The organism is Candidatus Hydrogenedentota bacterium (assembly GCA_018005585.1).
Taxonomy (GTDB): Bacteria; Hydrogenedentota; Hydrogenedentia; order Hydrogenedentales; family JAGMZX01; genus JAGMZX01.
Window position 1 is genome coordinate 1 of the sequence record JAGMZX010000028.1, and the last position, 12,419, is coordinate 12,419.

General features: G+C 64.0%; 8 protein-coding genes. 4 read left to right on the plus strand and 4 right to left on the minus strand.

All coding sequences use genetic code 11. The features are described from left to right. The 3 genes from KA184_06795 to KA184_06805 all read left to right on the plus strand — a co-directional run. The coding region (locus tag KA184_06795; protein ID MBP8129275.1) for a hypothetical protein at positions 1 to 264 on the plus strand (264 nt) is incomplete at its 5' end. A 7-nt stretch (positions 265 to 271) separates the two neighbouring features. Next, entirely contained in the window at positions 272 to 2,140 is a 1,869-nt protein-coding gene (locus tag KA184_06800) for a hypothetical protein (protein MBP8129276.1), read from the plus strand. Positions 2,141 to 2,204: 64 nt separating this feature from the next. Next, positions 2,205 to 3,488 (plus strand): hypothetical protein, encoded by a 1,284-nt coding sequence (locus KA184_06805; protein ID MBP8129277.1) that lies wholly within the window; start codon positions 2,205 to 2,207, stop codon positions 3,486 to 3,488. A 32-nt stretch (positions 3,489 to 3,520) separates the two neighbouring features. Here KA184_06805 and KA184_06810 read toward each other — a convergent pair whose 3' ends face one another. Continuing rightward, complete coding sequence (locus tag KA184_06810; protein MBP8129278.1) at positions 3,521 to 6,940, minus strand: hypothetical protein; 3,420 nt, start codon at positions 6,938 to 6,940, stop codon at positions 3,521 to 3,523. 315 nt (positions 6,941 to 7,255) lie between these two features. On the opposite strand from KA184_06810, the gene KA184_06815 reads away from it, so the two are divergent. Beyond that, positions 7,256 to 10,114: a hypothetical protein gene (locus KA184_06815; protein MBP8129279.1), complete on the plus strand. Its 2,859-nt coding sequence runs from the start codon at positions 7,256 to 7,258 to the stop codon at positions 10,112 to 10,114. A gap of 93 nt (positions 10,115 to 10,207) precedes the next feature. On the opposite strand, the gene KA184_06820 is transcribed toward KA184_06815, so the two are convergent. From KA184_06820 to KA184_06830, 3 genes are all read right to left on the minus strand, one after another. Then, on the minus strand, positions 10,208 to 10,543 hold the full coding sequence (locus tag KA184_06820; protein ID MBP8129280.1) for a ferredoxin family protein: 336 nt from the start codon (positions 10,541 to 10,543) through the stop codon (positions 10,208 to 10,210). A gap of 273 nt (positions 10,544 to 10,816) precedes the next feature. Beyond that, positions 10,817 to 11,818 carry a hypothetical protein gene (locus KA184_06825; GenBank protein MBP8129281.1) on the minus strand — a complete coding sequence of 334 codons (1,002 nt, stop codon included), beginning with the start codon at positions 11,816 to 11,818 and terminating at the stop codon, positions 10,817 to 10,819. Between the two features lie 56 nt (positions 11,819 to 11,874). Next, positions 11,875 to 12,419 (minus strand): sulfotransferase (locus KA184_06830; protein ID MBP8129282.1); only part of this gene is annotated, 545 nt, incomplete at its 5' end.

Genomic DNA, 12,419 nt, shown 5'->3' on the forward strand with positions numbered 1-12,419 from the left:
CTGCTCCTGGCGGCGCAACTCAAGACACGCAGCATTACCCACGACATCATCCTGCATACGATCGAGAAGACCACCGTTCCCGACCCGGACAAGCGGGCGCGCGTGGCCGCGGCCGTGATGGAAGGTACTCAGACCCCCGCCGTTCCGGAAAGAACCGTCGAGACCATGGGCTCGAATGTGGACAAGACGCAGCGCGACCAGTTGACGCGCGAGCAACGGGCCACGGACATCCTGTTGCGCGCAGTCCGGTCGCGTCAGGGATAACGGCGCCATGGCCATGAACCTGGAAGGGGCCCGGAACCTGGCCGCGGGCCGTTTTGGCTGGGACGACGATGCCGCGCGGGAACGCATGGTATCCCTGGATGCTTCGCTGGTTGCGCAACTTACGGATGAGCGCTACCGAAATGGCGTTTCCGGGGGACCGGGTAGCACGGACCTCGAATTCATCCAGATGACCGGCCTGACGCGGTTCGCCGCTTCCGATGGTGTTCTTGATGCACAGAGCGCCCGGTCTACCCCTGAAACCATGTGGGTGCGCGGTCCGTGGAGCTTCCAGCTTTCCGGCATGGACGAGGTTGTGCAGGCGGGCGGACCGCCGCCTCTTGGGGAAGCCGTTGAGCCGCCATCCACGTCTTCGAAGGCGTTTTCGTCTGTCGTGCCGCCGCGTTCAGCGGAAGCCCTGCGCGAACTGATCGCCGACCTGACACCGAAAAGTCCGGCGGCCGTCCCAGAGACACTCCGGGCGATGGCGGACGACATGCTGGATACCCACGATAGCGCCCGGCCCGACAAAGAGGTCTGGCCGGAAGGGGAAGTCGCGGTGCCGGACAGGGAGGAAGCGCAGGCGAGTCTGCTGGAGGGCTCGGATGGCGTCGCGGGGTCCGGTGTGGAGACGGACCTTTCCGAATCAGACGATACGGCGTCGTTGAGCGCGCTGGGCGAGAGACCTGCACTGGACAGGCTTCTTGAGAAGCTGTCCGGGGATCAATGCTCCGGGCCCGAGTCTGAGGGCGAGGCGCCGCCACTGCCGGGTCAGGAAAGTCCGGATGGAATGGTGTCCCAGGAAACGGAGATGCCCCCGCGGCCGCGGGCGGCTTCCGCGGGCGAGGCAGGACCGAATCGGCCCATGTTGAATCCTGAGGGACAGTTGTTGGAGGCGGAAGAGCTGTTGCTGGAATTGGAACAGCAGGCTCGCGAGGTGATTGGCGTATCGGCCGGCTGGGACGAGGTCTTTACGCCTGGAACGCCCCCGTTCTCCGGCGGCAACCCGGCTTCTCCGGATTCAACAGTCGCCCAGCGGTATTCACGCCGGGTCACGCGCCGCATGCGGCTGCTTCGCTGGGCCCTGTTGCTCATGATTCTGGCTGCTCTTGCGGCTGCTGTTGCTTACGTTTGTGTCCGATTTGCGGCCCCGGGGCTGCAACCGGCCGCGGCGCTCTATGCGGAAGCATCGGAATTCCTCAGCCGGGAAGCCTACGAAGAGGCTGCCGCACGGTATCAGCTTTTCGTGGAGCGGTTTCCCGGCGATCCGCGCCGCCCCGAGGCGCAGTTTCAGGCTGCGGTCGCCTGTTTCGCCATGCGGCCGGCGGCGGAGGCTGCCGCGCGCGATTGCGCACGGCGGGCCTTGGCCTTGTTCGGGGCATTCGCCGAGTCCAACCCCGGCCACCCTCGGACGGCGCGGGCCGGATGCCTCATGGGCATACTGCACTACCGTCTGGCGGAATACGCGGATGCCATCGCTTGTCTTCGCCCGTTGTGCGAATCGAATCGGCGCGGCGAGGACCCGGAGATGGTCCTGCCCGCGGTCCGCACGCTGGCAAGAGCGTATGCGCGCACGGGCGACTATGAGCGAGCCGTGGAAACGTATCTTGCCGCCGCGTCGTTGTCTGGCAACCCGACGCCCGAAACCGACTTGGACGAACTGGTCGGCCTTTGTATGGACCGCGCCCTGGCGGAACCAGACCCCGCCGTGAAGCGGCAATGGTCTGAAAAAGCGGCCTTGTATTGGGACCGCGCCGCGTCGGCGCCGGGCATCGACCCGCAATCACGCCGCCGCATGCGTGCGCGATGGAACGCGCTGCTTGACGAAATGGACGCCGGCGCGCAGGACCGCGCGGGGGGTGCGGCGGGAGGAGAATAAATGGTCTCGCTGGCGGGCATTCAGAGCGGGGGACGGCCGTTCCGGCAAGCCGGGAAGAGCATCCATGTTTCCTGATGCGTTGCCGTTTGACCGTGCCGCCGTCCCTCCGGGGGGCAATGGCCCGCCCCCGCTCTTGCGGCATGCGCTGTTCCTTCACGCAGGGCTACTGTTGTTGGGAGGATTGCTCGGCCTGGCGTTGGGGGGCGCGCTTTCGTCTTGGGCGTGTGCGGCAGCACCGCCATCGTTTGGCGCACGTGCGGATTTGGCCGTCACGCTGCCTCCCCGGGCTGCGGATATTCCGCATGGCGCAGGCGCTGTTGACCGGTCGCTATTCGATCCGGATGCGCTTGCGGGGCAGGCCGACCGCCGCTCGCTGGCGGCGGATGTGGTGCGCGCTCTTGTCCAGACTGACCTGAGCGAGGGTGGTCGCCGTGCGGGGCTAATGGGCAATGATGCGATCGCAGCCGAGGCCGTCTCACTCGCGGAACGGATTGCGCTCACGGCCGATGCCGACGCGCAGACGGTCCATATCGTGGTAAGCGGTTGCCCTTCGCAACGGGACGCTGTCCAGACCGCGGAATTCGCGGCGCGCGCATTCCTGAACCAGGCGCGGGCTCTCCTGCGTGAAGAGGAGCGCGCATTGGAGGCGCACTACGGCGGATGCGCGACGGTCCTGCAGGGGCAACTGGTCGCTGCGCTGCAGGCGGAATGGAAGTTCAAAGAAGAACGCGGTTTCCGGCCCGTCGGCACGATACACGAAGACATGGCCGCGAAGTACGAAGAACTTTGCGAAGTCCAGGCGACGAGGCAAGAGTCCCAGGCGCGTCTTGCTGAGCTTGATGGACAACTGACGGGGACTGCGAGGCAATTTCCAGATGCCCATGGCGAAGAGAGCGCGAACAGCGAACCTGTCGAGAACCAGCGGAAGGCGCTTCAGGAAGAACAGACGCGCATCCGCGTGATATTGAACGCTCTTGAGATACGCGAGGCTTCTCTTCGCGGCACGCTGGCGGCGCTCCTCTCGCGGCTGCCGGAGCTCATGCGTGAGGACTTCGCGTATAAGCGGCTGGCCGGCGAACGCGAGCGCATACAGGAAGCGCTGCGCGATGCAAGCGCCCGGGAACAACAACTGCGAAGCGCGGCAGTCAGCGGCGAATCGCTCGTGGAACGCATTGGCGCGGTGTCCGCTTTCGCCATGCCGTTGGAGTTCCCCATTCGCCCGCCGGTGTGTGCGATCATCGGTGCCCTGCTGGGAGTGCTGCTGTCCACGGGTGTGTCTTTGACCGTTCGGTCTCGTGCGCGGAGGAGGAGGCTCGGGCTTCAAGGCGCCCCGCTTCCGATAACGTGAGCGACCTTTTCGGCCATCATCGCCGGATACGCTCAGGGGCTCGCGGCAGCTGGCACTGCTACAAACGGGAAGCGCGGCCCGAATGTGGCGCGTTCCTGTGCCTTCAGGCCAAGCGTGAATTCCGTACGCGTCTCCGGAGCCGCCGCGCATATCTCGATGTCGGCGATTTCGACTGTGCCAAACTTCGGTACGGACACGGGAAGCGGGAGCGTCTTTGTTTCAGGCCCCTCCACGGTCATCACCACAGCCCCGGGGCCGGCATGCTCGTTGGAAGACAGCCACTGCGCCTCGCCCAGATTGATAAGCGTGACGCGTGCGAGGACCGGCTTGTCCGTCTGTACGGCAACCTCCGCGCCGCGCGCTATTTCCCGCCATGCGCCCGTCTCGTCTTGAATCTCGACGCGGTCGAAGAAGCCGTCCAGGTACTTGAGCGGACCTGACCCGGTATACGGCGTATTTCCCACGGCAATGAGCGGACAGTCAGCCGAATTGGCGCCGGTTCCCTTGGTCTTGAGTCCCGGCCCCTCGCCCGCCTCGATCAGCCGCCAGAATTCGTCCCTTACGCTTTCATAAATGCCGGCAACCCCTGCCGGATGTGCATCCCGGTCGATCTCAATCCAGTGGGTGACCGTGCGCGGCGGCGGGCCGTTGATGAAGCTCGCGGCATGGTCGCGGATGACTCTGGTGACAGGCCGGTCAGACCCGTCCGGGTTGATGATGCCGTAGTCGCTTCGTTCGTTCGCGCGGTAGCCGCCCGGGTACCACCAGAAGAAGACGCCGTCGGCGCCGCTTTCCGTAAACATCCGATACAGATGCGTGTAGTAATCGGCCTGGAACTGGAGCAGGTCGGGCGTATTGTCCATGACGCTCTCTGACCAGGCATGTACGCCCGCCTCGGCCCAGAGCATGGGCAGATGCGGCGCGGCCCACCGCGCGTACTCGAACTCGAACCAGCCCGGCTTGACCTTCTCCCAGTCGCCGATGCGGCCGTAGGCCTCCGGTTCCAGCAGGTCGACCGCCGCGGCAAGATACGGAAAGTCGTAGGGAATGCGCTCGCCCCAGAGGAAGGTCGGGTTGCCCGCTTCGGTCATCCGGAAACTGACCAGGTGCACGGGGTCGACACTCCGCACGAGTGTCCGGGCGCGGCTATAGTACTCGTAGAGCAATGTGTCCAGGAAACGCCGGTACGCGGCCACCATGACGCGCCAGCCGCCGTCCTCGACGGTCTGATTTCCCAGCGGGTTGGTGAGCAGCCCTTGTTCGTCGCGCGGCCCCTGGAATTGCCAGTCCTTCTCGGCGTTTTCGATGCTTCCGTAGCGCTCGATAACCCACGCGCGCCAGGGTTCGTCCCAGCGTTTGCGTTCTTCGTGGTTGCCGAACATCGGTTCCCACGCCAAGTCCAATGCAAAGACACAATCGTGTTCGGGGATGCGGTAGTACTCGAGGAGTTCGCGAATCTTGTCCCACTCGAACTCGAGCGGCGTGCCGGGCCGCAGCGAGAGGTTGACCTTCAGGCCGAACGCGTCGCAACGGCGCAGGAGGTCGAGCAGGTTCTGTGCTTGAAGCGAGTCGTGGTAGATGAACACGCTTACGGAGTTAAGTCCGAGCTCGACGATATGGCGCAAATCGCGGTCGATGACTTCGGGGTCATAGGAACGCGCCCCGATCCACTGCTCAAAGTAGCCGCCGTCTTCCGTTCCGATACCGGACGACGGCATATAATTCACGCCGTGCGCGCGCCAGCGGCTCCCCTGCAGCAAGAGCTCGCCGTCCTTCACGCTTATGAACGCTGGTTCCGGGTCGGGGCGCCACACGTGTGCCTCGTGCCGGGCGTGGTCAAGCACTCGGTCACCCTCCGCGACATCGACGTACACCGCGCATCCGTGCTCTGGCCACGCTTCGATGTTTTGCGTCCCGGCAATACGCAAGGTCTCGCCCGGGGGCAGGTCAAGAGGGAATACGCACTCGGCAACGGTGGTGCCCGTGTAACGGTCTAACATGCGGATGTGCCCCGCGAGGCCGGTGCGTTCTACGCCGGACGCATTGAACACGCGCAAGCCAAGCGTGACCGGCTGCCGCTCGAAGTAGGTATAGAAATCGGCGCCGCCGTCGATCAGGAAGACGCCGCCATGCATGCGGCGCAGCAAATCGGTCATGCGCGCCTGAACTTCGCGGTTCACGTACCATCCGGAGTCTGAAATGGAGAAGGAAGCCCACACGCCGCCCTTGTACGGGCCGTCCGCGTGGACCAACAGCGTCGCGGGGTTGCCGCGCCACGCGCCTTCCTCCGTACGCGCCTCGAGCAGCGGCGTCCAGCGCCAATCGCGGCCCTTGTCGAAGCCGCCCGCCCTCGGCCGGGGATGGCTGCACCACAAGGTTCCCGGCTGGGGCAGCAGCCCCGTCTTGAGGAAGGCTTGGTCTTTGCGCACATAGAGTGCCGCGGCTCCGGCGGGTGCAAAGAACTTGTATCCCGGACACAGCGTTTCCAGCGCGGGCGGATTCATCGCGGTCAACAGCTTCTCGTGGTTTGGCGTGCGCGCCGCCGTGCCGAAATTGCCGAGCCAATACTCATGCCGTTCGCCGCGCAAACGCGTGTGCGAATGGGCAAGGCCGACACTCAACGACGCGGCATTCGCGGGGTCGAACACCGTACCCTGCCGCGCGGGCACGCTCTCCCAGAACCGGAAGTCCTTCGGTTCGAGCACGTACTGCCGCCATTCCCGCGTCAGCGGGATGGTGGCGATCCAGCGCGAGAGGTCCTTCTCAGTCCATTCGATGGCGAGTTCGGCCGTATCCGGGCCGCCGCGCGCCCAGAACACGGTCAGCGTGTGGCCCTCCGGGAACGGTGCTTCCAGGGGCGGCGAAACGAAGGTGTCCCAACTGGTGAGCTTCTCGACGGAGACGTGCAGCGCCTGTTTGAACGTGCAGTTCTCGACCGTGGCCTTCTCGTGAGTTGTGACCGTGGCCAAGTCGTTGGACGTCCGCTTCCACGCGTCGAGCGTGGCCGTCTCGAAGTCGAATAGGGTGTGTTCCAGCAATTCGGCGGCGTGTTGCCGCGCGAAGGTCTCCCGGTCGACCCAAGTCTCTCCGTCTTCGAGCAGCGGCCGCCGCCAGAGCGGCGTGTTGAGGGCCAGGATATCGCCGCCGCCGTGCAAGAAGGCTGTAATCGGCTCGACCGACAACACGGGCAGGCTCGCCGCGTCGGGCAGCACGAGCAGGTCCGGCGGCGGTTCCTGGAATGAGGCCGGATCGCAGAGGCCGCGGAAATCCAGCGGCGTCACCGTGTACTCGGTTGCTTCCAGCGCCGTGCGTAGCCCTTCAATAAGCTCTCTTGGCGCACCGGCGGCGGGGTCATCCACGAGGCATGCCCGCAACGGGGCCGCAGCCGTGCCAGGCGCGGCAAACGTCACTACAGCCGAGAAAAGTATTCCGAGAAAAAGAGCGCGGTGCATGAAATCCTCTCCTGTGAGTTTCTCCGATAGGCTACCGCACCGCCCGGGGCTGCGTCCAGACCCCGAGCTTCCTCTTTCACTCCCGGCGGTCCTGCAGGTCCTCGCGGCGCATGAGGAGACCCTTTGACTGGGCAATTGCCGGCACAGTACCCTGCCGCCGGTATCTGGGAAAGTAAAGAAATCCGGGCGAGGATAGTGCTCATGCGAACGATGGCGCGAATGCCGGTCATTTGTGTGTTGTGTCTGTTTCTGTTGCTGGCGCCGGGAGGGCTTCCCGCAGCGGACGAAGTCCCGGAGAACGCATATCGCGGCGAACTGGTGAGTTTTCCCGGTGCGTGGAATTTTCACATTCCGCGTTCGCACATCATCCTGGTCAGCGACCAACAGCTTATCGACCTGAGCGACCCGGACAAGGAAGTCGATATCGGGATGACGGGTACGCCGCAGATTACAACGCTGCGGAAACTCTGTGAGCAGGCCCAAGCGCAGGGGCGGCGCACGCTCATTTTCGCGTTCGACCACTTTTTCAGCCAGTACCGGAAAGGACAGGAAGGCAAACCTCGCGAATTGATGCCGGACACCGATGCATACATCGAGCACATCGCCAAGATCAGCAAAGTCGCCCAGGAGTACGGGATCGGGCTCGAACTGAGTCTGTTGAGCCCGCTTGAAATCGGCAAGGGCTACAAGGAACGAACGGGCGAGTCAGGCATGTGGATGCAGTACCGCGAGGGCTTGCGCGACCCGATGACAGGCGCGTTCAGCGTGCAGTACTGGCGGCAGACGCGGTGGAGCAACAACAAGGGGCCGATCGCGATCGAGGACGCGGGGGTGCGCGTATTCGCATTCAACGAGCGGGTGATCAACCGGACGCCGTACCGCGTCGTAGCGCCGATAGACATCGTCGAGATTACGGAAGGGATTACGGTGGAGACGTGGGAGGGGACCGCGCGCCGTGCGGGCGACTACGAGGCGGTGCGCGCGTGCGTGCGTGGTCAGGGCGGGCCGACGGGATACGGGCGAGTACTTGTCGTCCAGCTCTATCGCACGCCCGAGATGGATTATTTCAGCGATTCCGCGCTGCCGTTCTTGAAGGGACTCGTAGACCGCTATGTGGACGCGGGCGTTGTATTGAACGGCCTGTATTCGGACGAAATGCACATCCAGCAGGACTGGGGGTATTTCAATCATCACGATCTGGGGCAGTTTGCGCTGCGGTACGTGAGCCCGGGGTTCGCGCAACGTTTTGCGCAACAGTATGGCGAACAATACCGCGATTTCGCGAAGTTCATGGTCTATTTCGCCTATGGGCAGGAGGATTTCACGAATGACTTGCACGCGCGCGACGGAGCGATGCACGTGTTCGGCGAATCGCCGCAGGCAGTGCGCGAGACAGCGCTGTTCCGGTCCCGCTATTACAAATCGCTTCAGGACGGAGTCGTAGACCTGTTTACCGAGGCGAAGCGATACGCGGAGTCGCGCATGGGCTACAGACTCGAAGCGCGCGCGCATCCGACGTGGGCGGAAAGCCCGACCATCGATTCCTGGGATGTCGGAAGGCAGCCGCTGGCGCGCAACCAGTACGAATACACGCCGAATTTCGTGTGGTCGAATACGGTGCACCAGGCGGCCTCGGCATGCCACGATTTCTTCAAGTGGAACGACTTTCTGACCGGCAATGGGAACGACCACGCCGAGGGGGGCTGGCTCGACCGGAATTATTACGCGATGGCGCTGGCGTGCTCGACGGGAATCTTGAACGAGGTGCCGTATTCCTATGCGGCGCACTGGGGCGCGCCGGGGGAAGTGAGCCGGCGGCGTTCGGCGCTCGAAACGGCGTACGGCGCATCGGGCCATCCCGCGCACGGTCTGGTGCAGGACTTGCAGCATCGCGACGTCGACGTGCTCATGCTGTATCCGCTCGATCTTGTGGCGGTCGAGGAGCGTTTCGGGAGCTGGATGACGCAATACGGTTACGCGAACGTGGTCCCGCAGACGCAGTTGATCGAGCGCGGTGTGGTAACGGACGGCGCCATCGAGATGGCCGGACGGCGCTTTACTACACTAGTAGCGACATTCGAGCCGTTTCCGAGGCGGGCGTTGCTCGACATGATGCGCGGATTGGCGGAGAGCGGGGGGCGGGTTATCTGGTCGGGGCCGCCGCCATTGATCACGGCGGAAGGCGCGTCCGCGCTGGAGGCATGGCAGGCGCTCTTCGGCGTGGCGTACTCGCCGGCCGTCGAGGACGGGGTCATCGCGCCGGGCCGTGTCGTACAGTTTCAAGGCTCTTTGGAGAGCATTTCACCGCAGCCGGTCTTGACGCATTTTCTCGTGGACCGAGTATATCCGGTGGCCGTTGCCGAGGGCACGACAGCCGTTGCGCGCATCGGCAGCGACATCGTGGGTACGGACAAGAAGCTGCCGGACGGAGGACGGTGTGTATATTTGGGATTCCGTCCGCGCGACGATCAGGCGAAGAGCCTGGGCTACGAAACGCGCACGTGGTTCGAGGTGCTCGACGCGCTGGGCGCGTATGCGCCGACAGGCGCGTTCGCTGATGCGAACGACAACACGGAACACCTGTCGCGCACGACGGAATGGTTGTGTTGCCGCTTCCCGAACGGGACCGTCTCAATTGCGCCGCACCTGCGCGACGTGCTCGAAGGCTGGCCGGGCGGGTTCGTGCGGAATCCGGAAGAGGACGCGGAAACAGAGAAGAATCTGGTCTTGCCTTCCGAGCAAATCGAATTGACGGGATTCAAGGTCAACGGACACACCGTAACGTATTTGGGAAGCCGCGTGGTCAGCTTCCGGGCCGGCGCGGAGGGCGATCTCGTCGGGTTCGCGGGGCATGACGCGAAGGAAATCACGGTCGACGGACGTACGACCGTGTACGCCGATGCGCCCATGCCGCTGGTCGCATGGGCGCCGGTTCAGGCGGAACGGCGCGTCGAAGGCGGGGCCGTGCTGCAGTTGATGGTCCATGGCACGGGGAAGGTACGGATTCCGGCTCTGGGTCTGCCGGAGCAGATGCATTTCGTTGTGGAGGGCACGATGCCAGGCAGCCGGGGTGGGGTCGTGCCGAGCCACAGAGAGGGGGATGTCTTCGTGCTGGAAATCGGTCCGGGTGCATCAGGTCCCTGGATCTATGGCGTGCCGGGGCCTGGCGCTTAGCGCGGCATTCCCGCGTCGGCGGGCCGGCGCAATAGCAGACGCCGGGAACAGACGATGTCCATTCCCGGCGTGAGTAGGCGGCAGCCGTTGCGATCAGCCACCTGCGTTGGGGCTGAACTGACCGCGCTTGTTTTCCTTGTCCTTAAACTCTTCCGCCGAGTCGAGCGGGGCCTTGCCCTCCTCGATGACGGGCCATTCCTTGCTGTACTTCGCGTTCATCTCGATGTATTCCTGCCACTTTTCCGGGACCTCGTCCTGCGGGTAGATGGCCTTGACGGGGCATTCATCGACGCAAACGCCGCAATCGATGCATTCGTCGGGATCGATTGCCAGCATGTTTTCGCCCTCGTGGAAACAGGCCACGGGGCACACATCGACACAGTCGGTGTATTTGCATTTGATGCACGGTTCGCAGACGATGAAAGCCATAACGCTGGTCTCCTGTATGCTCTGCGAGGCTCCAACGCGTCCGCAGCGATGGAAACCCCGGTCTTGCCGTACTCCTTTCGGATTCTAGCAACGGCACCAGGTCATATCAAGGCGTGTGCCGTGTGTGCGCTGCCTCGCTGTTTCGCGAACGTCAAGCCGCCCAAGCCGTAAACAGGTTCGGGGACCATCGGAACAAGGCCGCGGTGATTCCTATTCCCGGTGGCGAATTGCGGCGCCGCGTTCGGGGTGCGCGCGAGCGGCGGCGGGAAGCCGTTATGGCTGCATGCGCTCGTGCATGCGTTTCAATCCCCAGATGGCCGTTTCCAGGCGGCTGGCGAGCATGGGATGCTCTTCGGCGAGTTTTGCGCAGTGTGCGAAGGCATTGTCAAAGGCATAGTCTTCGGCGCACGCCTGCACCATGAGCAGACGCGCCTCGGCGTAACCCGGTTGTTCGCGCAGCAGCGTTTCAAGGTGTGCGCGCGCCGTCATGAGGTCTCCTTTCAGGTACGCCCGGAGCGCCGCCCGGTAGGCATACGGCCTCCGGCTCAACGGGCCGCGGCGCAATCCCTCGAGCAACAGGTAGAACGGCGGTGGCGCGAAGATCGTGGCGTACAGCCAGCGCGGGAAGTCCGGGCCGTAGCCGAGCGCCCGCACAGTCTCAAGAAAGAGGAACGCCATGCTCAGGCAGATGCTGACCGCCACGCCCTTGACGAAGGCGATCCGGTATGGTTTTGGCCGGTGCCACAAATGATTCATGCGAATGGGATGCGCGAGTTCGGTGTCCACGTGTCTTTTGCCGGAGCGGATGGCGTCGACTAGGGCGTCCAGCACCGGTTGCTCGCCCGGACGGCGCCAGAAGGCCATGTCGAGGCCGAAGGGCTGCCGCTCAACGCGAAGCACCGTTACGCCTTCGCGCCGCGGCAGCAGCCAGAACTGCCAGAAGCTGATGGCCGCCGCGATGGCGAGGAACACGGCGAGCCCGAGGCCGACCCAGAGGTCCATGGGTTCGTGCGGGCTCATGTGAAAGACGAGCAAAGACAGTGGCAACGCAAACAGTACCGCGCACAGCAGGGCAATCGTGCCGCGCCAAAGGCGTTTCCAATCGTAACGAAGGGATTCGGAAACGCTGACCCATTCCAAGGGCATGAAGACCGAAGCGGAAGTAACCCACGACTCCCGCCGGTAAATGAGGATGGAGCCTTTCAGTTCCACCCACGCGCGGCCCGGTTTTCCAACCGGCCTTACCGCGATTCGTTGTGTATGCTCTTCAAACATGGCCCAACGTTACGCCTGACACTCGAATTATAGCAGGTAATCGGCGATTCCGGCGCCTATTCTCGCAGCAAGACGTCGCAGGCTAGCCGTGCTTTCTCGAGCGCCTTGCGGAACGGACCGCCCTTCCGGGCGCGCGCGCGCAGGCGGATGATCATCCGGCGTTGCAGCCGGTACCGCGTCAGCTTCTCCTTGGCCTTGACGACGTTCCTGCCCGCGGCCTCGTCCAGGGGCTTCCACAGGGTTTCGACCGGATAACCGATGGTCTTCAAGTCCTCCGGGTCGACTCGGGCGACGACGTCGCGCATAAGGCGCACGCGCGCGGGGTCAGACAGCAGGTCTTCCACCCATTTCTTCACCGAACTTGTGGTCGGGCGGCTGTGCTGCTGCACGCCGATGGGGTCGCCGAGCCCTTTGGGCCGTTCTTCTTCCCGCTGTTGCTTGCCGTAATCGATTGCCTCCTGCTCGAAGGGGACGCCGATGTACTCGCAAATGCGCGCGAACCAGGTCTCGGGATCCTTGACCAGGTCCTCATAGCGCACGTGGATGAACGAAACCTCGGTCTGGCGCAGGAATGCGGCAATCGCGGGCACGTACCGGTTGA